Source organism: Bradyrhizobium sp. LTSPM299, assembly GCF_000938235.1.
GTDB lineage: Bacteria > Pseudomonadota > Alphaproteobacteria > Rhizobiales > Xanthobacteraceae > Bradyrhizobium.
This window is the reverse complement of the sequence record NZ_JYMU01000013.1, coordinates 473,901-499,594: the sequence shown is the minus strand read 5'-3', so window position 1 is coordinate 499,594 and position 25,694 is coordinate 473,901. Positions and strand designations below refer to the sequence as shown.

Here is a 25,694-nt window from a genome sequence, read left to right as displayed (position 1 = left end):
TTCCGACAAACCGAAATATTTTTGCGCGAGGGGCTTGCCACGTCGGGCAACTCAGTGCTTGGCGCGTGAAGGACGCACCGGCGGAAGGGTTCCCCCCTAGTGGGGTAGGGCTATCGCATATGGAAAAAGGCCGCTCGAACTCACGCCGGCTCTGATAGCTTGGCAGGATTTGTCTTTATCTCCTTGGGCCCTGCCGAGCTTACGAAATGACGAAGTCGGTCCTTCAGGTCAAAAAGCTCGTCCAAAGGGATATTCAGAAAGCAGTAGAACTCGCCCAACATCTGTTCAGTTCGCTTTCGAAGCGACACGCCCTTCGGCGTCAGATCGACAAGTACGCGACGTTCGTCTGTTGCCTGCCGTTGTCGTGTCACCAATTCCTTGCCCTCGAGGCGCTTTAGCATCGGCGAAAGCGTGCCCAGGTCCATTTGCAGCGCCGAGGCAAGATCTCCGACGCCCTGCGGCCCGCGCTCCCAAAGCACGACCAGAACCAGATACTGGGGATAGGTCACGCCCAGCTTGTGGAGAAAGGGCACGAACAGGCGCGTCATGTGATTGCTGGCAGCGTAGAGCGCAAAGCACAGATGATTGTCGAGCCCGGGCATCTCGACTGGCGCGACAGGGCTCCGGCCGTTTCGATTCCTTCTATCGCGTCGCATGTTCATTGTTCGTGTCTTCATTCTCGTTAGGCCGCCGCTGGCAAAGACGCACCGTTCATCGAACCAAATCGTATCGTTAGCCGTCGCACCAGCCAAACCGACCGGCCCGACTTGCCATTGTTACATTATATCAGATCATATCAATATGGTATCGCATATGATTGACTCCAATTATATCGTGTGCAAACTATATGCACCTCAGATAATAGCCAATAGCGGTCTGAGGGGCCTGGGCGGCGCGCGCTAGCGGCTGACTTGCAAATGAAAATGAACAGAGAGGGGAGGAATTGCCATGTCGGAAATGGATCGCCGTGCTTTTGTGGGAGCTGCCGCCGTTGGTTGCGTGGCGGCCACGGTTCTCGTTGCTTCTTCGGCCGAGGCCACGGGACAGAGCGGCTACTTCGTGATCGCGGAAATCGTGTCAACGAAGGACAAGGCGGATGAGCTGCGCGCGCTGCTCGTTCCCTTCGCGGAAACGTCCGCCAAGGAGCCCGGGTGTCTGGTCTACACGCTGATGGAAGTCATCGGCGAGCCGGGCCGCTTCCTGACCTTCGAACGGTGGAAGGACAAAGCTGCGCTCGATGCCCACATGGTCACCCCAGATATCAAGGCGATCGTGCCGAAGCTGGAGCCCGTGCTGGCAAAGCCGTTCACGCAGCTTTTCCTGGATGCGCGCACCGGAGGTTAGACCGGAGTCCGCCGCGGCCTATCGGCGGATCGCTATTTGATAGCGGCCAGGTGCAGCTTTCGATTCGCGACCAAAACCAGAAGAGACCAACAGGGAGGTAAGGGATGCGTACTCTCATTTGTGCGACGGCGTCGCTCATGGCGATTGCCGCGACTGCTCCGGCATGCGCCGGCGAAGTCTACGTCATCGAGAACGGTCAGGGAAAAAAACCGGTCGCCGTGAAGACGGAAACCTCTCAGCTCGCCGCTGTACCGGCCATGCCCAACGGCGAGCGGAACCAGGGATTCAACTATGGAGCACTCTACGAATTGCCTGGTTCGGGTACCCACGTGATGCGCGGACATGTCGACCCCAAAGGGTCGATCGCAATTCACGAGGGAGCGCTGCCGTACATTCTCTACGTCGTCAGCGGAACCGGGAAGCTGTCCTTGAACGACAAGGGCGGCGAGCAGATTGATGTGATCAACTACAAGCCGGACGACGTGATCGTTTTTCAGCCAAATACGCCGCATGGTTGGACGAATGGCGACACGGCATTCGAGTTTCTCGGTGTGGAGCTGCCCGCGTCGCAAAAGTGAAGCTGTGCCGCTCGTTTCAACGTGTCCGAACGAATTCGCAACGAGCGAGCGGCCCGCAAAGGGCTCAACGAAGCCTGATTGCTTCCGCAACATAGGGAAAGAAATGCATGTCACAGGTCATTCTGCATCACTACCAGCTTTCGCCATACTCGGAAAAGATACGCCTGGCGCTGGGCCTCAAGGCCTTGAATTGGCACTCGGTCGAGATCCCGGTATGGACGCCGCGTCCCAAGCTGACGCCGATGACGGGAGGCTACCGGCGGACTCCTATTCTCCAAGTCGGAGCAGAGTTCTATTGCGACACCCTGCTCATTCTTCACGTCATCGACAAATGGGGTGCTTCAGGCGCGCTTTATCCAAAAGGTCAGGAAGGCCTCGCCAAGGCTTTCGGCTGGTGGATCGAGAAGGGCTCGTTCATGAACGCCGTGTGCCTCACGATCGGCAACATGGGCGGAAAAATCCCTCAGGAACTTGTCGACGAACGCCGTCCCCTGTTCCGAGTCAATCTGGATCCCGAAGCATTGCTTCCCAAGCGGGCGATGTACCTGCAAAGACTCAATGCACATCTCGCCTGGCTCGCTGAAGTTCTCGCCGATGATCGCAAGTTCATCCTCGGCAAGGACCTTTCTGCGGCCGATCTGTCAGCATATCACCCGATCTGGTTTGCACGGCAGAATGGCGGCCCGGAGATCGCCGAGCTCATGTCGTTCCCATCAGTCGTTGACCCCTGGTATCAGCGGGTCGCAGCGCTTGGGCACGGCGATCACGATGACATGACGCCCGAACAAGCGATCGAGGTCGCCAGGGTCAATCAACCGAATGAACCTGACGGTTGGTCGCCGGAAGCACATGATGTGGGACTTCAGCGCGGCGACTGGGTCAGCGTGACTCCCGACGATTATGGCAATCCCGTGCATGGCACCATCCTCGCCTGGACGGCCGATGAAATTGTCATCCGGCATGAAGATCCCTCGGTCGGCAAAGTGAACCTGCACTTTCCGCGGGTCGGCTTTGACGTGGCTCCTGCGCAGAGATAGGCCGCCTGAGAACAAACCGCTTCTATGAGCACATGCTTGCTCGTAGGGGTGGCCAAAGGCGCGCGCGCCACGCCCACCATCCCGCACTCTGCTCGCGATGGCGGGAACGCGCAGCCTGTCATCGGGGGGCGCGTTCCCGCCGCCATTGGCACTATGGGAAATCGTTCCGTGCCTGGTTCACCAGGATCGGAATGTCGTTGCCGCCGCCGGCCAGGTTGGTCGACGAGTTCTGGGCGCTTTGCACGCCGGTCACACGCGGCCAGGGCTCGCCGGACCACCAGCCGAAGAACGGACCGCCGGACTGCCCGGGCCAGACGTCGGCCTGTTGCAGCAGGCTCTCGTCGGTCGGGTCGTCGCTGCCGGCCGTGCTGTTGATCGGGATGTTGCCCTGGAACGTCGGACGCGCGGCGCCGGTGAGATCGCCGGGGTAGCCGATGTGGCTCCAGGCCGTCTGTCCATTCCATGAATCGGAGTAGCCGCGCGTTCCCATCCAGCCGCAGGTGTCGCCGAGACGGTTGTTCAGCACCAGCACCACATAATCCTGCTGGCAGTCGTCGCCGCTCAGGATCGGACCCACCACCTTGCGGAAGGCATACCAGTGGATGATGCCGGAGTTTCCGAACGGCGCGTTGCCGTCGAAATAGGAGGGCGTGAACGTCACTTGATTGACGGTGTTGTCCGCGTTCCAGGTCATCATGTGCGAGGCGCACAACAAATGGCGCGGACCGACCAGGGCGCCGCTTCCGGTGCCGCCTGTGACATCGACCCGCCCCACCGTGCACCAGGGAAACGAGGTGTCGGAGAACACCCGGCGCTGATCCGGCGGAAAGATCGTCGTCGCCATGAACTGCCCCTTCTTCAGCGCCGCCGCGGGATCGAAGAACGCCTTGCGCTGAAATCGCTCCTCGAGCGCGGGCGTGTGCGGGTTGAAGGCCAGATGATCGGGCACGAAGCCCTCGAGCTTCTTGTCGAGGTCGGCGGCAACGGCACTGGATTTGGCGGGGCGATCCACAAGCGTGCCCTTGATCGGATCCGGAAACAACCGGACGCCAGGCTTCGGCGACACGAGCTGCCGTTCAAAGGTGATCTTGACGTCGGCCGGTTTCAAGGCCGGGCGCGGCTTGAGCGCGGACCTGATCTGCTGCGAGCTGAGAGGATTTTCCATGACGCATTCTCCCGTGAAAGGACACTCGCCGGCGGCGAGCATCAGGGCTGAAAATGACTCGATGCAAAAGTGGTTGCGCCTCTCATCAACCTGAGATTATTTCATAACGTTGCACAACCGCTACTGCTTATAGTCTCCACGCGCCGGGACCGGTGTGAACAGGCTCACATCACACAGCGAGGTCACACGCGGTGCGGATCACATGCGCGAGACTGGCGGAGGATGGTTGCGGTTTCGGTCGATTGAGGTGATTTGCGATGAGTGTTGCAGCGTGTGTTTTGAGCAGGCTATCAACCACCTCGTCATTCCGGGGCACGCGTAGCGAGAGCCCGGAATCCATTTCACCTCAGCGCTAGCGGCCCGATGGATTCCGGGCTCGATGCTTCGCATCGCCCCGGAATGACGAAGGTTGTGTGCCAAATCCGCCCGACAAACAAAAAACGCGGCGCCGAGGCGCCGCGTTTCTGAGTGCATCGATCAAAACAATCGGTCAGCCCGCGGCCTTGGCCGGAGCGGCGTCGCGCTGGTGTTTCATCACGATCTTGTTGAGTGCGCCGAGATAGGCCTTTGCCGACGCCACCAGCGTGTCCGGATCTGACGCCTTTGACGTCATCGAGCGGCCCTCATGGGCGAGCCGCACCGAGACTTCGGCCTGCGCGTCGGTACCCTCGGTGACGGCGTGGACCTGATAGAGTTCCAGCTTGGCCTCGTGCGGCACCAGCGCCTTGATGCAGTTGAAGACGGCATCGACCGGGCCGTTGCCCTCGGCTTCCTCGATCCTGATTTGTCCCTCCACGTCGAGCTTCATGGTGGCGCGCTGCGGGCCATGGGTGCCGGCGATCACGGTCAGTGAGGTCAGCTTGATGCGGTCATGCGAGGCCGCGATCTCCTGGTCAACCAGCGCCTCGATGTCCTCGTCGTAGATGTCCTTCTTGCGGTCGGCCAGCGCCTTCATCCGCACGAACGCGTCTTCCAGCTGGTTGGCGCCGAGCTTGTAGCCCATCTCCTCCAGCTTGTGCACGAAGGCATGGCGGCCGGAATGCTTGCCGAGCACCAGCGACGATTTCTTCAGGCCGATCATTTCGGGCCGCATGATCTCGTAGGTCGAGGCGTCCTTCAGCACGCCGTCCTGATGGATGCCGCTCTCATGCGCAAACGCATTACGGCCGACGATCGCCTTGTTGTACTGCACCGGGAACGAGGTCGCGCCAGACACCATCTTCGAGGCGTGCGTCAGCTGTGTGGTGTCGATCTTGTTCCACCACGGAAACACATCGTTGCGGACGTTCATCGCCATCACGACTTCCTCGAGCGCCGCGTTGCCTGCCCGCTCGCCGATGCCGTTGACGGTGCACTCGATCTGCCGCGCACCGCCGGCGATGCCGGCCAGCGAATTCGCCACGGCCATGCCGAGGTCGTTATGACAATGAACGGAGAACACCGCCTTGTCGGAATTCGGCACCCGCTCGATGATGGTGCGCATGAAGCGGGTATATTCGTCGGGCGTGGTGTATCCGACGGTGTCGGGGAGATTGACCGTGGTGGCGCCGGCCTTGATCACGGCCTCGACGATGCGGCAGAGATAATCCATCTCGCTGCGGGTGGCGTCTTCGGCCGACCATTCGACGTCGTCGACCTGGTTGCGCGCGCGGGTGACGTTGGCGACCGAGAGCTCGATCACCTGCTCCGGCGTCATGTTCAACTTGACGCGCATGTGCAGCGGCGAGGTCGCGATCACGGTGTGGACGCGGCCGCGTTTTGCGAACTTCACCGCTTCGGCGCAACGGTCGATGTCCTTTGGATTGGCGCGCGACAGACCCGCGATCACCGAATTCTTCGAGCGGCGGGCGATCTCGCTGACGGCCTGGAAGTCGCCTTCCGAGGTGATCGGAAAACCGGCCTCGATGACGTCGACGCCCATGTCGTCGAGCATCTCGGCGATCTCGATCTTTTCCTCGAACGTCATGGTGGCGCCGGGGCACTGCTCGCCGTCGCGCAGCGTGGTGTCGAATATGATGACGCGGTCCTTATCGGACTTGTTAGCGGTGGTCATTTCAGGAATTCCTTTGAGCTTTTGCGCCCGTCATATGGTCAGGGCGATATCAGGGTCCGGTGATCTCCAACAACCCCCTGAGTGCCCAGGCGCAAACGCCCAGCCGGCCCTCAGGGGCAGATAAGGAGAAGGCCGCCAATAAGCAGGGTGGGCAGCGCGGCCGGGATCGCGGCGGCGGCCAAGGCCACCTCCCTCGAAATCCCATCAATTTGGCCGCGAATCAGCATTGCCAGACCCTTTTGAGCGCAAATCCTGGGGCAAAACCGTTGACGGATGGTTGCCGGAGGCGCGCGCTGGGGTGTTTCTAGACGAATATGGCGGCCGGCTGCAATGGGGAAAGATGGTCAGGAGGATTGACCTAACGCGGCTGACGTCGTGCGATTTGACCCGGGCGACCCAGTATCGGAAACCCGGCTCTGGTGCCAAAACGGGCAGATGCTGGCCTTGCCGCATCGGGTCAATCCAGATTACCATCGGTCACTTACAATTTTTAGTTGTTTTAATTCTAAGAGGTGCCAAGCGCGGCTTCGGCATCACAATATTTATTGGGGCGTAAGCATGAAAGCCCACACAGAAGACAAGGCATCAACAGAATCGCCCGAACCATCGAAGGTGCTGGAAGCATTCTCATTTGTGCTGTTGGCTGCTGTCGGTGTTGCGTTAGTTGCATTTTTTGGCATCAAGATCGGCGACATTGGCGTGTTGGCCTCCAAACTTGCTTTGGTCGTGGCTTTCGCGGCCGCCTGGATAGCAAAGGCGGTGCGAATTACGCTGACACGCATCCTCTTGCCCTTCAGCATGCTGTTTGTCGTCGTTCGAGACGATAAGATTGTCGGAGTGCAGTTCTGGGCAGTCGGCGCGCTCATCGCTGTCTTTGCGGCGCTATTCGTGTTGGAGTAGAACGGCAGGGCTGTCGAAGCGTAGCGCACTCCACCATTTTCGTTCGGTATTCAGCGCCTATGGTAGTCACGCGCAAGAGCGGCCTTGCCCATCTACTCCGCTTTCTTCCCCGCCACCGCCTTCGCCGCCTCGCCCTTCTCCGCCTCCAGCGCCTCGCGGATGAGCTTGAATTTGTCGAGCTCTGCCTTGTCGACTTCGGGGAATTTCAGGTCGAGCTTGTCCAGCGCGCTCACGATTGCAGATCCGATCACGACGCGGGCGAACCATTTGTGGTCGGCGGGCACAATGTGCCACGGCGCTTCCTTCGTTGAGGTGTGGTGGATCAAGTCCTGGTAGGCGGCCTGGTATTTCGGCCAGAGTGCGCGCTCGGAGATGTCGGCCATCGAGAACTTCCAGTTCTTGGCGGGTTCGTCGAGGCGATTGAGGAAGCGCTGGCGCTGCTCGTCCCTGGAGACGTTGAGGAAGAACTTCAGGATCACGGTGCCGTTGCGCGAAAGATAGCGCTCGATCGCGGCGATATCCTCGAAGCGCTCGTGCCAGATGTTTTTCGTCACCAGGCGTTTCGGCATCCGCTGTTTCTCGAGCACCTCCGGGTGCACGCGCACGATCAGGCATTCCTCGTAATAGGAGCGGTTGAAGATGCCGATGCGGCCGCGCTCCGGCAGCGCGGTCATGGCGCGCCACATGTAATCGTGATCGAGTTCTTTGGTCGACGGCTGCTTGAAGGAGGCGACCTCGCAGCCCTGTGGATTGATGCCATCGAACACACTCTTGATCGCAGAATCCTTGCCGGCGGCGTCCATGCCCTGGAAAATCAGCAGCAGCGACCAGCGGTCCTGGGCGTAGAGCTTCTCCTGGAAATCGGACAGCCGCTTGCGGTTGGCCTCGATGACCTTCGTCCCGGCGTCCTTGTCGATGCCGCCCTTCTCTGCGGTCGGGTAGGACTTCAGGCGGAATTCACTGGAGCCGTCGAAGCGGAACGGCGCGACGAAGGGGTTCAGCTCATAGGCGAGCGATTGGGACGGTTTCTTGCTCATGATTTCTCGGCGGCTTGTCTGCGGGTGTCTTATCTATAGGTGTCTTGCGGGGCGATGTGATCCGGTCGATTACGCTACCAAGAATGCCCTTCGGCAGGAAGATGATGAAGAGCACCAGCAGCACGCCATAGACCAGATTGTCCCAGCCGACCGCGCTGGTCCCAAAGCCGATGCGCAAGCTCTCCGCCAGTACGATGGTGATGATGGCGCCGACAGTCGGTCCCAGCGCGACATAGACGCCGCCGACGATGGCGGCGAACACCATCTGCAGGGAGACGGCGATGCCGCTGACCGTGTCGGGCGAGATGAACATCTGGTACTGGCAATAAAGCGCGCCTGCGAGTGCGGTCATCATTGCGCTGATCAGGGTGACCTTGAGCTTTTCGGCCGTGACGTTGACGCCGACGGCAGCGGCCGCGTCCTCGTCCTCCGAGATCGCCTCCATGGCTTGGCTGATCATGCCGCGGTCGATCCAGCGCCAGATCACGAGGCCCGCCAGCCAAACTGCGAGCGCGATCATGTACCAGGTCGTCTTGTCGTCGAATTGCAGCGCTGCGATGCTGCTGCCGCCGGCGCGACGCGGCGTGTAGCCGAGCGAGCCGCCGGTATAGTCGCGGGTTGCGGTGATGACCTGCAGCACGATGCCCGAAAGCGCCAAGGTCACCAGCACGAAATAATGCCCGGTGATGCGGAAGCGGAAGCAGGGATAGGCGACGATCAACGCCAGCACACCCGCGGTCACCATGCTCAGGGGAATGCCGATCCAGGGCGAGACGCCGAGGTGATTCCACAGCAGCGCGGTGACATAGGCGCCGATGCCCATGAAGCCGCCATGACCGAGCGAGACCAGCCCGAAGCGGCCCATGATCGACCACGACGTGTAGGCGAACGACCAGATCAGGATCAGCACCAGCAAATGCAGATGATAGGGATCGCGGTGCACGAACGGCAGCGCGACGAGTGCGATCAGCGCAATGATCCAGCCGGCGAGCTTGCTGGTCACGAGCGTCGCCTCGCGAGCAGGCCCGCGGGCCGGATGAACATCATCACGATGAAGAAGGCGAAGGCCAGCACGTAGCCCCATTCCAGATCCGAGAACAGGCCGCCGAGCGAGATGATCTCGGCGAACAGGAACGCGGCGATGAAGCCGCCGATGAAATTGCCGAGCCCGCCGAGCACGCAGATCAGGAAGGTGATCGGCCCGAACGACAGGCCGACATAGGGATGCACGTCGTATTGCAGCACCAGCAGGCATGCGGCGAGGCCGGCGAGACCACCGCCGATCGCCGAGGTGATGAGATAGAGGCGTTTCGCATCGACGCCCATCAGCGGCATGATCTGACGGTCCTGCGCGATGGCGCGGATCGCGGTGCCGGTGAAGGTGCGGGTCAGGAACAGATAGACGCCGACCATGCCGATCAGCGCGGCGGCAAACGAAAGCAGCCGGGCGTAGCTGAAGTTCATCTCGCCGAGCGCCAGCACCGGCAGGCGGATGCCGAGATTCTTGAAGTCGATGCCGAAGGCGACGGTGGCGAAGCTCTGCAGGATGAACAGCACGCCGCCGGTGGCGAGTAGCTGGTTGATCGGCGGCGCAGTCAACAGGGGCGCGATGACGAGGAAATGTAGCGCAGCCCCGAGCAGCGCGACCAGCAGGATGACGAGCGGCGCCGCGGCCCAGTACGGCAGATGGAACACCTGCACCAGATAGTACATCCCGTACATACCGATCATGACGAGCTCGGCATAGCAGATCCAGGTGACGTCGATGACGCCGAAGATCAGGTTCAGCCCGAGCGCAAGCAACGCAAGCACGCCGCCAAGCAGGATGCCGTTGATGACGGCCTCCAGCAGGTAGATATCGAAGATGTCGAGGAAGGATTGCATGCTCACACCCCGAGATACGCTTGCTTGATGGTGTCGCTGGCCGCAAGCTCCGCCGAAGTGCCGGCGGCGCGGATGGTGCCGGCTTCCAGCAGATAGGCGCGGTCGACCACCTTCAGCACCTGCTGCACATTCTGCTCGACAATCAACACCGTGAGCCCGCTGGCGCGGATGCGCTTGACGAGCTCGAACACCTGCTGCACCACGACCGGCGCGAGCCCGGCCGAGGGCTCGTCGAGCAGTAGCAATTTCGGGTTCGACATCAGCGCGCGGCCGATCGCGCACATCTGCTGCTCGCCGCCCGACATCGTTCCGGCCATCTGGTGACGGCGCTCCTTCATCCGCGGGAACAGATCGAACACGAATTCGAGCCGTTCGGAATAGTGAGCGCGTGCACCCGGCATGAAAGCGCCCATCTTCAGATTGTCGTCGACGGTGAGCCGCGGAAACAGTCGCCGGTTCTCCGGCACATGCGCAATGCCAAGGCTGACGATGCGGTGCGCCGGCGTCGCCACGACGTCGGTGCCCTCCATCGCGATGGTCCCGCGGATGGGCCGGATCAGGCCGGAGATCACGCGCATCAAGGTGGTCTTGCCCGCGCCGTTCGGCCCGATCACGCCGACCGCCTCGCCCGCTTTGACGTCGAGGCTGACATCGAACAGCGCCTGGAAGCTGCCATAGCCCGCATCGATCGACCTGAGCTCGAGCATGCCGGTCACGCCCCGATCCGGCGGCGCGCCTGCTCGGCGACGGCGGCAGCCAGGCTCGCATCGGCATCGGTGCCGAGATAGACCTCGATCACCTTGGCGTCGCCGGCGACATCGGCCGCCAGGCCTTCGGCGATTTTCTCGCCGTGATCGAGCACCATCACGCGATCGACCACGCGCATCAACACGCCCATGATGTGCTCGACCCAGATGATGGTGATGCCGAGCTCGTCGCGGATCCGGCGCAGCATGTCGGCGGCCTGGTCCATCTCGGTCTCGTCGAGTCCGCCCAGGCTTTCGTCGGCGAGCAGAAGTTTGGGCCCGGTGGCGAGCGCCTTGGCGAGCTCGAGCTTCTTCAGGCCGGCGGCACCCAAGCCTTCGACGCTGGCGTGGCGATCGGTCGGCAACCCGACCATCGCCAGCGCGCGTTCGGCCGCCTCCTCGGCTTTGGCGCGGCTGTGGCGGCCCTGGCCGTAGAAGCCGGCGAGCGTCACATTCTCGAAAATGCTGAGGCGATGGAAGGGACGCGGGATCTGGAAGGTGCGACCGATGCCGCTGACGATGATCCGGTGCGGCGCGAGCCCTGCGATCTCGCGGCCGTCGAACAGGATCGAGCCTGAGGTGGGCGGCAGCGTGCCGGAGAGCATGTTGAAGATCGTGCTCTTGCCGGAGCCGTTCGGGCCGATCAAGCCGAGGATCTCGCCCTGCTCGACGCGGAACGACAAATTGTTGACGGCGCGAAAGCCGCCAAACCGCTTGGTCAGGCCTTCGACAGCGAGCACGGCGGTCCCCTACGCTCACGCCCCAAATCCGCGGCCGATACGGCTGCAGGCCGACGCGCAGCCTTCGTGACCGGCATACATCCCTCCCCGGAGATTGTGCACTGCGTTTTTGTTTTCTTGGTGCCTATCACAGGGGGAGCGGCCAATGATGTCAAGCGCCATGGCTGCGTCGGCGCGGCGCAGGCCTGCTCAAAGCTTCCGCATGGCCGCAAGGACGCGGTTACAGCTGCGTTTCGATAAACGCCGTGACGAAGCGCGGCATCGCGGCGTTGAGATCGGCCCGGCTGCGCACCAGATGGATCGCGGCGAGCTCGGGATCGTCCTGCCGCGCGAGATTGGCCTCGAGCCGCGCCCGCAGCGCCTCGCCCGGCATATCGACGTGCAGGATCTGCATCATAGCAAGCGCAGGCCCGGTATAGACGCAATGCCAGTCCGCATCCGCGCGGCAATCGGCCGGCTTAAGGCCAGTCTCCTCCTCCAGCTCGCGCAGCACGCTGCCGACGATATCGACGGTGTCGCCCCTGATGTCGTCGAGATCGGGTGTGCCTGACGGAAAGTAGATCCGTCCGGGATTGGAGGTGTGCTGGCCCATCTCGCCGAGCACGAAGGCGCCGTCGCTGGTCAGCAGCGCGCCCATGCCGAAGCCGTTGAAGATCTCCTTGTCGGGAAAGCCCCAGTCGCGCCAGGCGAGGAAGCTTGCGAAATCGGTCTCGAAATAATTGGCGCTCAATCGTTCGCCCGCGAACACCGGATCGCGCCCGAGCAGCACGCGGCCATTCCACAGGCTCGGCTTCGCCTGCTGCTGGGCGGCGAAATGCGCGTCGATGTCCGCACGCCGCTCGTCCGCAAACGGCCAGGGCCGCTTTTGCAACGCCAAGTCAAGCGCGGTGACGCGATGAATAACCGGAGATTGCATGCTCTGCTTACTTGGCATTCCCCGTCGTCTTCTTGACCTGCTCGACATATTTGTTGGTGTAGGTCTTGGTCACGTCGATGTTGGCTTTCGCCACTTCCGGCGAACCTTCGCTGAACACCGCGAGCACCGCGTCGGCGCCCTTCGGGTCCATCTTGCCGGTTTCCGAAAACATCGGAATCGTGTTCTTCAGCGCGGCGAGGTAGAGGTCCTTGTTCTTGCCGACGATCTCGTCCGGCATCTTCGCCATGATCTCCTCGGCCGAATGCGAATGGATCCAGGACAGCGTCGCCATGATCGCATTGGTCAGTGCCTGCACCTCTTTTTCGTGCCCGTTGACCCAGGCCGTGGTCGAATAGAGCGCGCCGCCCGGATATTCGCCGCTGAACACCGCGAGCGTATCGTGCTGGGTGCGGGTGTCGCTCAGGATCTTGAGGTCGGCGTAGCTGCCTTGCAGCACCGTAACGGAGGGATCGAGCATCACGGCGGCATCGATCTGGCCCTGCTCCATCGCGGCGACCGCGGTCGCGCCGAGCCCGACACCGATCACCGAGGTGCCCATCGGATCGAGGCCGTTCTTCTTCAACATGTATTTCAGGAAGAAATCGGTCGACGAGCCGGGCGCGCTGACGCCGACCTTCTTGCCTGCGAGGTCCTTGACCGAGTTGATCTCGCCGGTGTGTTTCGGCGAAACCACCAGCACAAGGCCGGGATAGCGGTCATAGACCACGAAGGCCTGCAGCTCCTGTTTCTTGGCCGCGAGATTGACGCAATGGTCGAAATAGCCGGAGACGACGTCGGCGCTGCCGCCGAGCACGGCCCTCAGCGCGTCCGAGCCGCCCTTGAGGTCGACCAGCTCGACCGCGAGCCCGGCCTTGTCGTATTCGCCGAGCTGCTTGGCCAGCACTGTCGGCAGATAGCACAGGCAGGCGCCGCCACCGACCGCGACGGTGATCTTGGTTTGCGCCGCGGCGAGGCCCGTGCCCATCACGAGCGCCAACAATGCACCCGCCACCTTGCCAAACATCGTCCTCATGACGTCCTCCACTTCCAGATTTGGCGGCACGATAGTGCAGCGCGACAGGCTTGAGAAGGCGACTTTCGCGGCATAGCATCCACCCCACAAGAAACGCCAGAGAAACACCAAGGGACTCCCCTCATGAATCGCATTGCCACGACGTTGTCGCTTGTCGCAGCCTTCGCTGCCGGCTGCGGCGTCACTCATTTGCTGCGCCCGGCGCTTGCCGCCGATGCTATCGCCGCGCAGGTAATCCACACCGGCGAGATCGAGGGCGACAAGCTCGGCGCCGCCAATGCCGGCGGCCTCCGCTCAAAGACGTTCGTCTCTGCCGATGGCGCGACCGTCTCGATTCAGGACGGCAATGTGCCCAAGCACATGCATCCCAACACCAACGAGATGCAATACATCTTGGAAGGCACCGGCACGGTCTGGCTCGGCGACAAGGAGATCACGGTGAAACCGGGCGATCTCATTGTAATCCCGAAGGGCACCCCGCATGGCGGCACCAAGCCGAACGGCCGCCCGCTGAAAGCAATCGCGATCAAGACCCCGCCGCAGGCGCCTGACGATACGAAGCTGCTGGATTGAGCTAGCCCTCTCAGCCGTCATTGCGAGCCATCGGGGCGCGCGAACGCGCGCCCGATGACAGGCTCCGCGAAGCAATCCACCTCTCCGCGTGTACAGCACGATGGATTGCTTCGTCGCTTCGCTTCTCGCAATGACGGCGGTACTGACCGATTAGCGCTATATTATTTCATATATATCGTGCACGACAAGTTGCACGGGAGACTCAACAAAGTGGCAGCTACGACAGTGCTCGCGCGACCGCGTAGGGTGGGCAAAGGCGCGCAGCGCCGTGCCCACCATTCACGTCGAGTTCGCGATGGTGGGCACGCTTACGCTTTGCCCACCCTACGACAACATCATCGCGAGGATCGCTTCGTTCCTCGCAATGACGGTCAATTGCTACTGCGCAAAATAAGCGGGATGATCGATATCGGCGATCAGCCCAGGCTGTTGCGGCTGCCAGTCGAGCCGCGACCTGGTGCGCGCGCTGGAGGTTGGGACATCGAAGCTCACGAACCTGCCGAAGAAGCCGAAATGTTCCATCGCTTCGTCAGGCGATTTCGACACCAGGGGAATGTTGAGGCGGCGGGCAATCACCTCGGCGATTGCCTTGAACGGCACGCCCTCGTCGGCCACGGCATGGAACGGACCTCCTTCGACGCCGCGCTCAAGCGCAAGGCGATAGACGCGCGCCGCATCGAGGCGATGCACCCCGGGCCAGCGGTTGAGCCCCTCGCCGATATAGACCGAGACGCCCTTCTCGCGCGCGAAGCTGACGAGACGTGGCACGAAACCATGGTCGCCATGACCATGTACCGACGGCGGAAGCCGGACCACGGCGGCGCGCACGCCGCGCACCGCGACCGCGCTCGTCGTCGCTTCGGATGCGCGCGGATAGGCGGACGAGACCGGAATCGGCGGATCGTCTTCGGTCGCGACGCGGCCCAGCGCCACCCGCGCGACGCCTGACGTGGTGATCAGCGGGCGCTTCGAGCCTTCGAGCACAGCACCGAGCGCCTCGATGGCGCGGCGGTCATCCTCGCAGTTCTGCGCGAACCTGGAAAAGTCGTGATTGAAGGCGCAATGAATCACCGCGTCCGACTTCGCCGCACCGCTTCGCAAGCTATCCAGATCTTCCAGCGTTCCGTAGTGGACCTCGGCGCCATCGGCGGCCAGCGCCTCCGCCCCCTTGTCCGAGCGGGTCATGCCGAGCACCTGATGGCCGGCAGCGATCAGATCCCTGGTGACGGCCGAGCCGACCCAGCCGTTGGCTCCAGTGACAAATATGCGCATGAGCAAGTCTCCAAGTTTCGTTGGAGACACATCTCGGCTGCTAGGCTATTCTGGTAAAGTAGTGACCTTATCATGGTATAATAGCTAACCGGATGAACGAATACGTCGCTGAAAACCTGCTCGGGACCTATCTGAAGGGCCGCCGCGCCAAGCTTGATCCGGCTGCGCTTGGCTTTCCCGCCAGCCGCCGGCGCACGCCCGGCCTGCGCCGCGAGGAAGTGGCGCAGCGCGCCAACATCAGCCCGACCTGGTACACATGGCTCGAACAGGGCCGCGGCGGCGCACCGTCAGCCGACGTGCTCGACAGGATTGCGCGCGCGCTGATGCTGACGGATGTCGAGCGTGAGCATCTGTTCCTGCTCGGCCTCGGCCGCTCACCCGAGGTGCGCTACCAGAAGAACGAAGGTGTCACGCCGCGGCTGCAACGCGTGCTCGACGCATTGCTGCCGAGCCCAGCCATCATTAGGACCGCGACATGGGACATCGTGGCCTGGAACAGGGCCGCGACCATCATGCTGACCGACTATGGCGCGTTGCCGCCGCACCAGCGCAACGTGCTGCGCTTCATCTTTCTCGATCCGCGCGTCCGCGCCGCGCAAGCTGACTGGGAGAGCGTGGCGCGCTTCGTGGTGGGTGCGTTCAGGGTCGATGCCGCGCGCGCCGGCGCCGCGGCGGAGGTGCAACCACTCGTCGACGAGCTGTGCCGGCTGAGCCCCGAATTTGCAGCGATGTGGCGCGACAACGACGTTCGCAGCCATGGCGAGGGCATCAAGCACCTCAGGCATCCCGTCCTCGGTCCGGTCGCCTTCGAATATTCCGCGTTCGCGATCGATGGCCGGCCGGATCTCAGCATGATCGTCTACAATCCGACGGATCCTGATGTGATGGACAAGATTCGCGGGCTGATGGACTCGACGCCCGCGGTTGAACCCGCGTGATCGTCGCGCTCGGCGAGATGCCTTGACGCGCCGTATCCCACGCCGCGGTCACGGCACCGGCTATCGCAGCGCCATCAACCGGGTGCGCGCTCCACGGCGTGGCGCAGCCAGACCATGCCGCCTTCGAGCGTCTCGCAGTGGGTCAGCCGCAGCGCCTGCCCGGCGCCTGGACGATCATCGTCCGGGCCGTGATAGTCGACGATGCTTTGCGTCCCAGCCACGCCGTCGACGGCCGGATGGATCAACGTGCTGAATTCGTCGATCAGCCTGTGCTTGAGGAACGCGCCATTGATCCCGCCGCCGCCTTCAAGAAGCATCTTCTTGACGCCGAACACCGAGCCAAGCTGCTCCATGGCGCGGGGCAGATCATCGCCCTTTGGACCAGCAAAGATATACGACACGCCGTCCTCGCGCAGTTCCGCGAGATAGACGTCGGAGACGTGCTCGCCCAGCACCGCAACGGCGTGGTCGCCGCCGACATTGTCCTTGCCATAATGGACGCGGCCCGAAGGGTCGATACCGACCGCGAGCTTGCGGCCGTGGCGCCTGGCGACGTGGGTCTCGCGTGGAACCCTTAGCGCATTGGCGATGTGTCGCTCGGTTCCTTTGGCCATTTCGCTCATGGTTTTGCGGCCGATGATCCATCCATCCGCGTCGAAGCCGTCGTGGATCCTCTCATAATGCCCGCGCAGGACACTGGCAGAGATGCCCGCCGCCACCGCGGTAAAGCGGCTGGGATGAAGGCGGCCGTCGATCGACGTGCCCATGTGGCAGATGATGTGAGGGCGCATAAGCGAGTACTCTTCGGGTTGAATGGTGCGATGATAGGAACCGCTGTGGTGGTCGAGTCGGGCACAGCTTCATCTATGTCGCCGCACGTGGAGATCAACTCGCGGCGGGCCCGTCCTAATCGCGCGGCGCCACCGTCGGCCGCCAGACAAGCAGCCGCTTCTCCACCACAGTTACGGCCATGTCGATCAGGATGACGAACGCCGACAGCACGAACATGCCGGCGAACACGCCGCCGACGTCGAACGTTCCTTCGGCCTGCTGGATCAGATAGCCGAGGCCGGCGGCGGCGCCGAGATATTCGCCGACGACGGCGCCGACCACCGCGAAGCCGACCGAGGTGTGCAGCGAGGAGAACATCCATGACAATGCCGACGGCCAGTAGACGTGGCGCATCAACTGCCGCTCGCTCATGCCGAGCATGCGGCCGTTGTCGAGCACCGTGGTCGGGACTTCCTTGACGCCCTGGTAGACGTTGAAGAACACGATGAAGAATACCAGCGTGACGCCGAGCGCGACCTTGGACCAGACGCCGAGCCCGAACCACAGCGCGAAGATCGGCGCCAGCACCACCCGCGGCAGCGCGTTGGCCATCTTCACATAGGGATCGAACACCGCGGCGACGCGCGGCTGCCGCGCGAACCAGAAGCCGACCAGAATGCCGGCAGCCGAGCCGATCACGAAGGCAAGGATCGATTCCCACAGCGTGATCGCGAGATGCTTCCAGATCACGCCGGTGTAGAACCAGTTGACGATCTGGCTGAACACGTCGACCGGATTGGAGAAGAAGAACGGCGGCAGCAGTATCTTGCCGAACACCGGCACCGACGTGAGGAATTGCCACAGCGCGAGCGCTATCACGGCGACCAGGATTTGCAGCGACAACAGCGTCACGCGTGACATCAGGCCGCTCCCGCCTGCGAGGACTGGACGTAACCTTTCATCACTTCATCCTTCAGCACGCTCCAGATCTCCCGATGCAGGGCGTGGAAGTCCTTCTCCATGCGGATCTCGGAAATATCGCGCGGCCGCGGCAGCGCGATGCGCCAATCGCCGATGATGCGGGCGCCGGGGCCGGCCGACATGATCACGACGCGGTCGGCGAGCGCGATCGCCTCCTCGAGGTCATGGGTGACGAACAGCACCGCCTTGCGGTCGGCGGTCCACAATTCCAGCAGCAGATTGCCCATGATCTGCCGGGTCTGCGCGTCGAGCGGACCGAACGGCTCGTCCATCAGCAGGATTTTCGGATCGCGGATCAACACTTGCGCGAGGGCGACGCGCTTGCGCTGGCCGCCCGACAGCATGTGCGGATAGCGGTTGGCGAAGGCGCCGAGCCCGACCGAAGCGAGCCATTTCTGCGCACTCGCCAGCGCCTCGGCACGCGGCGTACCCCTGATCTCGAGCCCGATTGCGACATTGTCGATCGCGGTCTTCCACGGGAACAGGGCGTCGGCCTGAAACAAATAGCCGGCATCGCGATTCAGGCCCGTGAGCTGCTTGTCGAAGATCCGCGCCGTCCCCGCCGCCGGCTTCAAGAGCCCGGCCGCGACGTTCAGCAGCGTCGATTTTCCGCAACCGGTCGGCCCGACAATGGCGACGAACTCGCCATGCGCGACGACCAGATTTGCCTGCTCGACCGCGGTATAGACGCGCCCATCCGCCAACCGAAACGCCACCGTCGCGTTGTCAAGCGCGACCGCCGTCGGCCCTGTCATCTCCACCGCGTTTGCCTCCCGAGCTTTCGGGGATGGCTTAGCGAGTCGGGCGGGCAAGTTCAACGCAGGAAGTTGGCGCAGGCGCCCTCTGCGGGATAGCGGGTTGAGAATTGGCCCGACATCGTTAAGGCTGCCGCCATCAATGCGACAAAGCGCCCGGCCCCCGAGCCGGAGCCAGGAGACAGATCATGCGGATTGCAGTCGTTGGCGCCGGAGGCGTAGGGGGTGGTTTTGGTGCCGCGCTGGCGTATGCCGGAGCCGACGTCACGTTCATCGCGCGTGGCGCCCATCTGGCGGCGATGCGGAACGAAGGGCTCAGGATTCAGGGCGGCCGCGGCGACACGCATCTGGTGCCGACCCAGGCGACCGACGATCCGGCAAGCGTCGGCCCGGTCGATGTCGTGCTGTTCTGCGTCAAGCTGTGGGACGTCGAGAGCGCCGGGGCGCACATCAAGCCGATGGTCGGGCCCGACACCGCCGTGATCCCGCTGCAGAACGGGATCGACGCGCCCGAACGGCTGATCCCGATCCTCGGACCAAACGCGGTGATGGGCGGCGTCGCACAGATCAGCGCGTCGATCGTCAAGCCCGGCGTGATCAACCAGGTCGGCACCTTCATGCGCATGATCTTCGGCGAGCTCGACGGCCGCATCACGCCGCGCGGCAAGGCGCTGCTCGAACTCTGCCTGAAGGCCGGCTTCGATGCGACGCTGAGCGAGGCGATCATCACCGATCTCTGGATGAAGTTCGTCGGGCTCGCCACCAACGCCGGCATGACCGCCGTGACCCGGCAACCGATGGGCAGACTGCGCGACGATCCTGACCTGCGCCCGTTCTTTATCTCGGCCTGCGAGGAAACCATCGCCGTCGCCCACGCCAGCGGCATCAAGCTGCCGCCGGATGCACTGGCAAAAGTGCTGGATTTCATCGGACACGCGCCGCCTGCCATGAAGGCCTCGATGGCGCTCGATCTCGAGCGCGGCAACCGGCTCGAACTGCCGTGGCTCAGCGGCAAGGTGGTCGAGCTCGGCCGCAAGCTCGGCGTCGCGACGCCGACGCACAGCATGCTCTACGCGGTGCTGAAGCCCTATGTGATGGGCGCCCCGGCGTAGAGCGCGTACGCAAGCGACACCAGGCCTCCGTTTTGAGGCTGGAGCCGATCTGTGCCGGGACGCGCTGGAACTGCGCGACCGGGAGCGATCGCCGACGCCTCGCCGGCCACAATCGCTACACAAAGTTGCGTGTTGCAATCCGGATGCAATCTGAGGCAAACTCACTCATAAATTGCGCGGCCTGACCACGCGGCAGCCAATGGGCCCAACGTTGAACAACTACGCATTCGCTAGCGCCATAGGACTTTTCCTCGGGATTGCGATGGTTTGGTGGGTTCGGCCCGACACCAGCGCCGGAACCGTGTTTATCGTGGTCGCAAGTACCGTCTTCTGTTTCATTGCCAGCGTCGTGATAGCATTTGTGGGCAAGTTGTTTCTCAAAGCCCCCGCAGCAGGTGGCCACGATGACACGAGCTAGATTTTTATTCCTGTTACCGATTGCGCTTATTTTTTCTTGCAGCGCTCACGCCGAATGTCGACTTGATCCCGCCGCATGCAGAGCGCTGGAAATCAAGGCGCTGGAAGAGGCGGCCAGGGCTGCGAAAGCCCACCAGGATGCCGGCCATGAGGTCGGGCATACGATCGAGAGAGCCGGCCACGAGGCCGTGCCTCCTATCGAGAGCAGCCCCCACAACACTGGGCCTGCTGTCGAGAGTGCCCCCCACAACACCGGACCTGCTGTCGAAAGCGCCCCCCACAACCCTGGGCCTGCTGTCGAGAGGGCCGGCCACGACACCGGACCTGCCATCGAAAGCCCCGCCGGAGGCGGCGCGCCCCCCCCGCGCAGAGCCGCCATTCGCCCCAGCAGTGCTGCGACCACCACCAGTGAAAGCGACTCCGCAACGACACCCCTCGAGCCGGTCCGCGCGTATCTGCGCGCAAGGGAGATTCCTCCTGCTGGTGCCGGCGCCTACGGCCTCGTCGTTTTCCATTCCAAAGCCACCTCAGCCAATCAAGCCAAACTGACGATGGTCTGCAATTCCTTCGTCGCGTTCTTTCCCCGTCAGGAGACCGCCAGTGCCCCGCTGAAAGATCAGATGGTAACGATCTGGCCGCTCGATAATCCGGACGCCAAGCAAGCCAGGAACGACGACTGCGAGTTCGCCGTCGCTCACTATGATCTCAACGCCTCGGAGGCCGCCATCAGCGATGCGCAGCATCAACACGCCAACTTCGATGGCGAAGGGCCCTATCTGGTTGGCTGGTCACCTTCCAATACCAGGGGGGAGCCGGACAAGCTGGTTCTCGTCATCGACATGTCGGCCGATAACAGCCAGGCGCTGATCGATCAGAAATTCCTGTTCTGGAAAAAACAGATCGTTGAAGATCCGTCGCGCTGGCGACACGGATTTTCGATCGAAAGCGTACGGGCAGCGATCCGGATTTTCGCCGATCAATATGGTCAGGCGATGCTCGACGCCATCAAGCTGGTCGGGGACAACAAGCCCTGAGCAGGTCGAGCCGGGCTATGCCGGGTCACCCTGAATTTCGCATTATGACGCCAAACAGACGTGGGCATTCATCCGAGAACGGTGTAGCTTCCTCACGCGGTCAAGATTTTTGCTTGCCGAGAGCTGCAGATAAAGCGGGAACACGCCGAATTCTCCGCTTCCGATAGTTGGCAGCCTATTCCATCGGCGACCATTGTTCCGACTCCAAATTTCCAGCGAACGCGTGCGCTCATCTGGGGCGCACATTCACATAAAGCAAAGTTCATAGGGAGACTCATCGTGAAAACACAATACACCGTTGCCTTCTCCATGCTTGCCGGCATCGCGGTTGGCGCCGTCGCTATCCAGGGACTGCACGCGCAGTCGTCACCAAAAGCCTATGTCGTTACGGAGATCGAGGTAATCAATCAGGAAGCGCAAAATGCATACATCCCGAAAGTCGTCGAGGTGATCAAGTCGACCGGCGGAGCATATCTGGCGCGCGGCGGAAAAACCGTCGCGCTCGAAGCCGACGCACCGAAGCGTGTGACCATTGTGGTCTATGACAGCCTCGAAAAGGCCCAGGCTTCGCGCAACTCGCCGGCCTGGGCCGCACTGAGCGCCGAGCGAAGCAAGGCGATCAAAACCAGGTCCTACGTCACCGAAGGCCTGGCGAACTAGCTTCGGAACGATCGACACCCGTTGCGAGGCCGCCGGTGTTGGCGGCCTCTTTGGTTTCAAGGCGAACCGCGTCAACGTTGCGGCATGCCTTCGGGGATCACCGTCGCGACGATCGAGGCATCCAGCGCTTCGTAGTCGTGCAGCCCGATGGTTGCATAGAGCTCGGCGCGGGTCTGCATCCTGTCGATCATCTTGTGGGTGCCGCCGTCGCGGGCGATCGCCGCGTAAAGCAACTCCTGCGCCTTGTTGGCGACCCGCAGCGACGAGACCGGCCAGATCACCATCGCATAGCCCATCGCCGCGAACTCGGCGGCCGTGAAGAACGGCGTCTTGCCGAACTCGGTCATGTTGGCGAGCAACGGCGTGCCGGGCATCCGCTCGGCGAAGGCGCGGAACATCTCGGTCGTGTTGAGCGCTTCGGGAAAGATCGCGTCGGCACCGGCTTCCATGTAGAGCCTGGCCCGCGCCACCGCGCCGTCGAGGCCCTCGGTTGCGGCGGCGTCGGTGCGCGCGATCACGACGAGATCGCGCCGCGCCTTCGCTGCGGCGTGGACCTTGGCGGCCATGTCACCGGCATCAGCGAGCTTCTTGTCGTTCAGATGGCCGCACTTCTTGGGGAGAAGCTGATCCTCCAGATGCACCGCGCCGGCGCCGGCTTCCTCGAAGACGCGGACCATGTGCATCACGTTCAGCGCCTCGCCGTAACCGGTGTCGCCGTCGACCAGCAGCGGCAAACCGGATGCACGCGCAATCTGACGCACGAAAAATGCGACTTCATCGACGGTGATCACCCCGAGATCGGGCAGGCCCATCGATGCCGTCATGGCCGCACCCGACAGATACAACCCCTTGAAGCCCGCCGCCTTGGCCTGCAGCGCCGCCATGCCGTTGTGCGCGCCCGGCAGTTGCAGGATGCCGGGTTGACGCAGCAGGGCGCGAAACCTGCGGCCTGCGCTCTCGGAGGGAAGATCGGCGGCGACGAGATACGGCATGACGGCTCCTAAGCGGCCCGCACCGGCGACGGCAGCTTGCCGCGCTCGCCGAGCGGGATGAAAGTCAGGTTCTCCGGCCCGACATAGTTCGCCGAGGGGCGGATGATCTTGTTGTCGACCCGCTGCTCGATGATGTGAGCGGCCCAGCCCGACGTCCTGGAGATCACGAACAGCGGCGTGAACATCGCGGTCGGCACCCCCATGGCATGATAGGACACCGCACTGAACCAGTCGAGGTTCGCAAACATCTTCCTCGCCTCTCCCATCACCCTCTCGATACGGTCGGCGATCTCGAACATCTTCATCGAACTGTTCTCGCGCGACAGCTTGCGCGCGACTTCCTTGATTACCTTGTTGCGTGGATCCGAGATCGTGTAGACGGGATGGCCGAAGCCGATCACGACCTCCTTGGCTTCGAGGCGCCGGCGGATATCGGCTTCCGCCTCATCCGGATCGGCATAGCGCTTCTGGATCTCGAAGGCGACCTCGTTGGCACCGCCATGCTTGGGACCCCGCAGTGCGCCAATCCCGCCCGCGATCGCGGAATAGATGTCCGAGCCGGTGCCGGCAATGGACCGCGCGGCGAAGGTCGAGGCGTTGAACTCGTGCTCGGCGTACAGAATCAGCGAGGTGTGCATCGCCCGCTCGTGCGAGGCCGACGGCGCCTTGCCGTGCAGCAAATGCAGGAAATGGCTGCCGATGGAGTCGTCATCGGTTTCCACCTCGATGCGGCGGCCGTGATGGGCGAAGTGGTACCAGTAGAGCAGCATCGATCCCAGCGACGCCATCAACTTGTCGGCAATGTCGCGTGCGCCCGGATGGTTGTGGTCGTGAGCCTCCGGCAGCACGCAGCCGAGCGTCGAGACGCCGCTGCGCATCACGTCCATCGGATGGGCTGCGGCTGGCAGCGCCTCGAGCGAGGCACGGACCGCGCCCGGCAGGCCGCGGAGCCCTTTCAGCTTCGCCTTGTAGGCGGCAAGCTCCGCCGGAGTCGGCAGCGTGCCGTGCACGAGGAGATGCGCGATCTCCTCGAATTCGCAACTCTCGGCGACATCGAGAATGTCGTAGCCGCGATAGTGCAGATCGTTGCCGGTTCGCCCGACCGTACAGAGCGCGGTGTTGCCGGCGACAATGCCGGACAGCGCGACGGATTTCTTCGGCGCCGGTTTCGCGGCCGTTTTGGTGTCGTCAGCCATGATATTCTCCTTTGCTCGGCCACTGCGGTGCGGCTGCTACTTTTTCCAATCGAAGATGCCGGACGGTTGCACGCCGCCGAGCCGGTCAGGCGCAACGCTGAAGGTCAACCCGTTCAGTTCGCCTGCCCTAAGCGACGGCAGGCGTTCGACGGCGGCCAGGAAGCGATCCTGCTCGGCCGCTGCGATGACGCCTTCGGCGAGGGTGCGGAACTTGGCGACGTATTGCGGCCGCGCGAATGGCCGCGCGCCGAGGGGATGCGCATCCGCCACCGCGATCTCGTCTGATATGACCGAGCCGCCCTTGAACGTGACGACGACACGGCCGCCGAAGGCCTTCTGGCGCGGATCGCTGCTGTGATAGCGCCGGGTCCATTCAGCGTCCTCGACCGTCGAGATCTTGTGCCAGAGCGCGACGGTTTCAGGGCGTCCGGCGCGCTCCGGCGCGTAGGACGTCTGATGATGCCAGCCGCCGTCCTCGAGCGCGACGGCGAAGATGTACATGATGGAGTGGTCGAGCGTTTCGCGACTCGCCGTCGGGTCCATCTTCTGCGGATCGTTGGCGCCGGTGCCGATCACATAATGGGTGTGATGGCTGGTGTGGATCACGATGCTCTCGATCTTTGTGAGATCGCCGATCTTGGGCCCGAGCCTGCGCGCGAGATCGATCAGCGCCTGGCTCTGATACTCGGCGGAATGCTCCTTGGTATAGGTGTCGAGAATGGCGAGCTTGGCCTCGCCCTTTTCCGGCAGCGGCACAGTGTACTCGGCCTTCGGCCCGGACAGCAGCCAGGCGATGAAGCCGTCCTCGCCTTCCCATGCCGGTGACGGCGCGCCCTCGCCGCGCATCACGCGGTCGACGGCCTCGATCGCCATCTTCCCAGCGAAGGCGGGTGCATAGGCCTTCCAGCTCGAGATTTCACCCTTGCGCGATTGCCGCGTCGTCGTGGTGACGTGGAGCGCCTGCTGCACCGCCTGGTAGATCGTCTCGGTCGGCAGGCTGAGCAGCGTGCCGATGCCGGCCGCTGCCGATGGCCCGAGATGCGCGATGTGGTCGATCTTGTGCTCGTGCAGGCAGATGCCCTTCACGAGATCGACCTGGATCTCGTAGCCGGTCGCCAGCCCCCGGATCAGCGCCGCGCCGTCAAGGCCGCAATGCTGCGCGACCGCGAGGATCGGCGGGATATTGTCGCCGGGATGCGAATAGTCGGCGGCGAGAAAGGTGTCGTGGAAATCCAGTTCGCGGACCGCGACGCCATTGGCCCAGGCTGCCCATTCCGGCGAGATGCGCATCGACGGCGACAGGCCGAACACGGTTGCGCCGGGCTGGAACGGATGGGCCTGCGCCTGGGCGCGCGCGCTTCGCACCGGCCGGCGGGCGACCGAGGCCGCGGCGACGGCCGCATTGTCGATGATGCGGTTGCCGATCATCTCGACCACATCGGGCGCGACGGCGACCGGGTCGGCGGCCACTTCCGCGATCTTCCAGGCCAGTTGGTCGACCCGTGCGAGCTTCTCGGCGGATTTGTAGGTGCGAACGCTATGCTGCTTCACGAAAGCTTC

26 protein-coding genes are annotated in these 25,694 nt (G+C 63.0%); 9 read left to right on the top strand and 17 right to left on the bottom strand.

All coding sequences use genetic code 11. The annotated features are described in order from the left end of the window. Positions 1-140: 140 nt before the first annotated feature. Positions 141-602, bottom strand: a complete 462-nt coding sequence (locus UP10_RS10345; protein WP_044587180.1) for a MarR family winged helix-turn-helix transcriptional regulator — start codon at positions 600-602, stop codon at positions 141-143. Between the two features lie 346 nt (positions 603-948). Here UP10_RS10345 and UP10_RS10340 point away from each other — a divergent pair, with 346 nt between their 5' ends. The 3 genes from UP10_RS10340 to UP10_RS10330 all read left to right on the top strand — a co-directional run bounded on the left by UP10_RS10340 (position 949) and on the right by UP10_RS10330 (position 2,959). After that, the gene (locus UP10_RS10340) at positions 949-1,344 is read left to right on the top strand and encodes a putative quinol monooxygenase (RefSeq protein ID WP_082077039.1); all 396 of its coding nucleotides are present in this window, start codon (positions 949-951) and stop codon (positions 1,342-1,344) included. 104 nt (positions 1,345-1,448) lie between these two features. Then, positions 1,449-1,922: a cupin domain-containing protein gene (locus UP10_RS10335; protein WP_156179738.1), complete on the top strand. Its 474-nt coding sequence runs from the start codon at positions 1,449-1,451 to the stop codon at positions 1,920-1,922. 107 nt (positions 1,923-2,029) lie between these two features. After that, the gene (locus UP10_RS10330) at positions 2,030-2,959 is read left to right on the top strand and encodes a glutathione S-transferase family protein (RefSeq protein ID WP_044587178.1); all 930 of its coding nucleotides are present in this window, start codon (positions 2,030-2,032) and stop codon (positions 2,957-2,959) included. Between the two features lie 151 nt (positions 2,960-3,110). Here UP10_RS10330 and UP10_RS10325 read toward each other — a convergent pair whose 3' ends face one another. Together UP10_RS10325 and UP10_RS10320 are read right to left on the bottom strand one after the other, a co-directional pair. After that, entirely contained in the window at positions 3,111-4,124 is a 1,014-nt protein-coding gene (locus UP10_RS10325; protein WP_156179737.1) for a trypsin-like serine peptidase, read from the bottom strand. 490 nt (positions 4,125-4,614) lie between these two features. Further along, entirely contained in the window at positions 4,615-6,177 is a 1,563-nt protein-coding gene (locus tag UP10_RS10320; RefSeq protein ID WP_044587176.1) for a 2-isopropylmalate synthase, read from the bottom strand. Positions 6,178-6,735: 558 nt separating this feature from the next. Here UP10_RS10320 and UP10_RS10310 point away from each other — a divergent pair. Further along, positions 6,736-7,077, top strand: a complete 342-nt coding sequence (locus UP10_RS10310; RefSeq protein WP_044587174.1) for a hypothetical protein — start codon at positions 6,736-6,738, stop codon at positions 7,075-7,077. Between the two features lie 92 nt (positions 7,078-7,169). Here the strand turns inward: UP10_RS10310 and UP10_RS10305 are convergent, their stop codons facing one another. The 7 genes from UP10_RS10305 to UP10_RS10275 all read right to left on the bottom strand — a co-directional run bounded on the left by UP10_RS10305 (position 7,170) and on the right by UP10_RS10275 (position 13,433). After that, positions 7,170-8,114: a polyphosphate kinase 2 family protein gene (locus UP10_RS10305; protein ID WP_044587173.1), complete on the bottom strand. Its 945-nt coding sequence runs from the start codon at positions 8,112-8,114 to the stop codon at positions 7,170-7,172. Further along, the gene (locus UP10_RS10300; protein ID WP_044587172.1) at positions 8,080-9,117 is read right to left on the bottom strand and encodes a branched-chain amino acid ABC transporter permease; all 1,038 of its coding nucleotides are present in this window, start codon (positions 9,115-9,117) and stop codon (positions 8,080-8,082) included. Before UP10_RS10300 ends, UP10_RS10305 begins: the two co-directional genes overlap by 35 nt. After that, positions 9,114-9,998 (bottom strand): branched-chain amino acid ABC transporter permease, encoded by an 885-nt coding sequence (locus UP10_RS10295; RefSeq protein WP_044536161.1) that lies wholly within the window; start codon positions 9,996-9,998, stop codon positions 9,114-9,116. Before UP10_RS10295 ends, UP10_RS10300 begins: the two co-directional genes overlap by 4 nt. A gap of 2 nt (positions 9,999-10,000) precedes the next feature. Continuing rightward, entirely contained in the window at positions 10,001-10,705 is a 705-nt protein-coding gene (locus UP10_RS10290) for an ABC transporter ATP-binding protein (RefSeq protein WP_044587258.1), read from the bottom strand. Between the two features lie 5 nt (positions 10,706-10,710). Further along, a complete protein-coding gene (locus tag UP10_RS10285; RefSeq protein ID WP_044587171.1) occupies positions 10,711-11,484 on the bottom strand; it encodes an ABC transporter ATP-binding protein in 774 nt (257 codons plus the stop codon). Positions 11,485-11,704: 220 nt separating this feature from the next. After that, a complete protein-coding gene (locus tag UP10_RS10280) occupies positions 11,705-12,400 on the bottom strand; it encodes an NUDIX hydrolase (protein ID WP_044587170.1) in 696 nt (231 codons plus the stop codon). Positions 12,401-12,407: 7 nt separating this feature from the next. Further along, positions 12,408-13,433: an ABC transporter substrate-binding protein gene (locus UP10_RS10275; RefSeq protein ID WP_044587257.1), complete on the bottom strand. Its 1,026-nt coding sequence runs from the start codon at positions 13,431-13,433 to the stop codon at positions 12,408-12,410. A 123-nt stretch (positions 13,434-13,556) separates the two neighbouring features. Here UP10_RS10275 and UP10_RS10270 point away from each other — a divergent pair, with 123 nt between their 5' ends. After that, a complete protein-coding gene (locus UP10_RS10270; protein ID WP_044587169.1) occupies positions 13,557-14,006 on the top strand; it encodes a cupin domain-containing protein in 450 nt (149 codons plus the stop codon). A gap of 378 nt (positions 14,007-14,384) precedes the next feature. On the opposite strand, the gene UP10_RS10265 is transcribed toward UP10_RS10270, so the two are convergent. Continuing rightward, complete coding sequence (locus UP10_RS10265; RefSeq protein WP_044587168.1) at positions 14,385-15,278, bottom strand: SDR family oxidoreductase; 894 nt, start codon at positions 15,276-15,278, stop codon at positions 14,385-14,387. A 92-nt stretch (positions 15,279-15,370) separates the two neighbouring features. On the opposite strand from UP10_RS10265, the gene UP10_RS10260 reads away from it, so the two are divergent. Then, positions 15,371-16,216 (top strand): helix-turn-helix transcriptional regulator, encoded by an 846-nt coding sequence (locus UP10_RS10260; protein ID WP_044587167.1) that lies wholly within the window; start codon positions 15,371-15,373, stop codon positions 16,214-16,216. A 74-nt stretch (positions 16,217-16,290) separates the two neighbouring features. Here the strand turns inward: UP10_RS10260 and UP10_RS10255 are convergent, their stop codons facing one another. The 3 genes from UP10_RS10255 to UP10_RS10245 all read right to left on the bottom strand — a co-directional run bounded on the left by UP10_RS10255 (position 16,291) and on the right by UP10_RS10245 (position 18,723). Beyond that, positions 16,291-17,007: a dihydrofolate reductase family protein gene (locus UP10_RS10255; RefSeq protein ID WP_082077038.1), complete on the bottom strand. Its 717-nt coding sequence runs from the start codon at positions 17,005-17,007 to the stop codon at positions 16,291-16,293. Positions 17,008-17,122: 115 nt separating this feature from the next. Beyond that, on the bottom strand, positions 17,123-17,908 hold the full coding sequence (locus UP10_RS10250; protein ID WP_044587165.1) for an ABC transporter permease: 786 nt from the start codon (positions 17,906-17,908) through the stop codon (positions 17,123-17,125). Next, the gene (locus UP10_RS10245) at positions 17,908-18,723 is read right to left on the bottom strand and encodes an ABC transporter ATP-binding protein (RefSeq protein WP_044587164.1); all 816 of its coding nucleotides are present in this window, start codon (positions 18,721-18,723) and stop codon (positions 17,908-17,910) included. The genes UP10_RS10250 and UP10_RS10245 overlap by 1 nt, the downstream gene beginning before the upstream one ends. Positions 18,724-18,911: 188 nt before the next feature. Here UP10_RS10245 and UP10_RS10240 point away from each other — a divergent pair, with 188 nt between their 5' ends. The 3 genes from UP10_RS10240 (at position 18,912) to UP10_RS10220 (ending at position 21,946) form a co-directional block, all read left to right on the top strand. Next, positions 18,912-19,835 carry a ketopantoate reductase family protein gene (locus tag UP10_RS10240; RefSeq protein ID WP_044587163.1) on the top strand — a complete coding sequence of 308 codons (924 nt, stop codon included), beginning with the start codon at positions 18,912-18,914 and terminating at the stop codon, positions 19,833-19,835. Positions 19,836-20,239: 404 nt separating this feature from the next. Then, positions 20,240-21,286 carry a hypothetical protein gene (locus UP10_RS44045; RefSeq protein WP_156179735.1) on the top strand — a complete coding sequence of 349 codons (1,047 nt, stop codon included), beginning with the start codon at positions 20,240-20,242 and terminating at the stop codon, positions 21,284-21,286. A gap of 279 nt (positions 21,287-21,565) precedes the next feature. Beyond that, on the top strand, positions 21,566-21,946 hold the full coding sequence (locus tag UP10_RS10220) for a DUF1330 domain-containing protein (protein WP_156179734.1): 381 nt from the start codon (positions 21,566-21,568) through the stop codon (positions 21,944-21,946). Between the two features lie 71 nt (positions 21,947-22,017). On the opposite strand, the gene prpB is transcribed toward UP10_RS10220, so the two are convergent. From prpB to UP10_RS10205, 3 genes are read right to left on the bottom strand one after another with little or no spacing between them, the layout of a single operon-like run. Continuing rightward, positions 22,018-22,938 carry a methylisocitrate lyase gene (gene prpB, locus UP10_RS10215; RefSeq protein WP_044587159.1) on the bottom strand — a complete coding sequence of 307 codons (921 nt, stop codon included), beginning with the start codon at positions 22,936-22,938 and terminating at the stop codon, positions 22,018-22,020. Between the two features lie 8 nt (positions 22,939-22,946). Beyond that, complete coding sequence (prpC, locus tag UP10_RS10210) at positions 22,947-24,134, bottom strand: bifunctional 2-methylcitrate synthase/citrate synthase (RefSeq protein WP_044587158.1); 1,188 nt, start codon at positions 24,132-24,134, stop codon at positions 22,947-22,949. 36 nt (positions 24,135-24,170) lie between these two features. Continuing rightward, complete coding sequence (locus UP10_RS10205) at positions 24,171-25,685, bottom strand: MmgE/PrpD family protein (RefSeq protein WP_044587157.1); 1,515 nt, start codon at positions 25,683-25,685, stop codon at positions 24,171-24,173. Positions 25,686-25,694 lie beyond the last annotated feature (9 nt).

Bases quoted from the DNA above. Each gene is read 5' to 3' on its own strand.
- UP10_RS10345 (WP_044587180.1), bottom strand. From the start codon at position 602: ATGCCCGGGCTCGACAATCATCTGTGCTTTGCGCTCTACGCTGCCAGC.
- UP10_RS10340 (WP_082077039.1), top strand. From the start codon at position 949: ATGTCGGAAATGGATCGCCGTGCTTTTGTGGGAGCTGCCGCCGTTGGT.
- UP10_RS10335 (WP_156179738.1), top strand. From the start codon at position 1,449: ATGCGTACTCTCATTTGTGCGACGGCGTCGCTCATGGCGATTGCCGCG.
- UP10_RS10330 (WP_044587178.1), top strand. From the start codon at position 2,030: ATGTCACAGGTCATTCTGCATCACTACCAGCTTTCGCCATACTCGGAA.
- UP10_RS10325 (WP_156179737.1), bottom strand. From the start codon at position 4,124: ATGGAAAATCCTCTCAGCTCGCAGCAGATCAGGTCCGCGCTCAAGCCG.
- UP10_RS10320 (WP_044587176.1), bottom strand. From the start codon at position 6,177: ATGACCACCGCTAACAAGTCCGATAAGGACCGCGTCATCATATTCGAC.
- UP10_RS10310 (WP_044587174.1), top strand. From the start codon at position 6,736: ATGAAAGCCCACACAGAAGACAAGGCATCAACAGAATCGCCCGAACCA.
- UP10_RS10305 (WP_044587173.1), bottom strand. From the start codon at position 8,114: ATGAGCAAGAAACCGTCCCAATCGCTCGCCTATGAGCTGAACCCCTTC.
- UP10_RS10295 (WP_044536161.1), bottom strand. From the start codon at position 9,998: ATGCAATCCTTCCTCGACATCTTCGATATCTACCTGCTGGAGGCCGTC.
- UP10_RS10290 (WP_044587258.1), bottom strand. From the start codon at position 10,705: ATGCTCGAGCTCAGGTCGATCGATGCGGGCTATGGCAGCTTCCAGGCG.
- UP10_RS10280 (WP_044587170.1), bottom strand. From the start codon at position 12,400: ATGCAATCTCCGGTTATTCATCGCGTCACCGCGCTTGACTTGGCGTTG.
- UP10_RS10275 (WP_044587257.1), bottom strand. From the start codon at position 13,433: ATGAGGACGATGTTTGGCAAGGTGGCGGGTGCATTGTTGGCGCTCGTG.
- UP10_RS10270 (WP_044587169.1), top strand. From the start codon at position 13,557: ATGAATCGCATTGCCACGACGTTGTCGCTTGTCGCAGCCTTCGCTGCC.
- UP10_RS10265 (WP_044587168.1), bottom strand. From the start codon at position 15,278: ATGCGCATATTTGTCACTGGAGCCAACGGCTGGGTCGGCTCGGCCGTC.
- UP10_RS10260 (WP_044587167.1), top strand. From the start codon at position 15,371: ATGAACGAATACGTCGCTGAAAACCTGCTCGGGACCTATCTGAAGGGC.
- UP10_RS10255 (WP_082077038.1), bottom strand. From the start codon at position 17,007: ATGCGCCCTCACATCATCTGCCACATGGGCACGTCGATCGACGGCCGC.
- UP10_RS10250 (WP_044587165.1), bottom strand. From the start codon at position 17,908: ATGTCACGCGTGACGCTGTTGTCGCTGCAAATCCTGGTCGCCGTGATA.
- UP10_RS10245 (WP_044587164.1), bottom strand. From the start codon at position 18,723: ATGACAGGGCCGACGGCGGTCGCGCTTGACAACGCGACGGTGGCGTTT.
- UP10_RS10240 (WP_044587163.1), top strand. From the start codon at position 18,912: ATGCGGATTGCAGTCGTTGGCGCCGGAGGCGTAGGGGGTGGTTTTGGT.
- UP10_RS44045 (WP_156179735.1), top strand. From the start codon at position 20,240: ATGACACGAGCTAGATTTTTATTCCTGTTACCGATTGCGCTTATTTTT.
- prpB (WP_044587159.1), bottom strand. From the start codon at position 22,938: ATGCCGTATCTCGTCGCCGCCGATCTTCCCTCCGAGAGCGCAGGCCGC.
- prpC (WP_044587158.1), bottom strand. From the start codon at position 24,134: ATGGCTGACGACACCAAAACGGCCGCGAAACCGGCGCCGAAGAAATCC.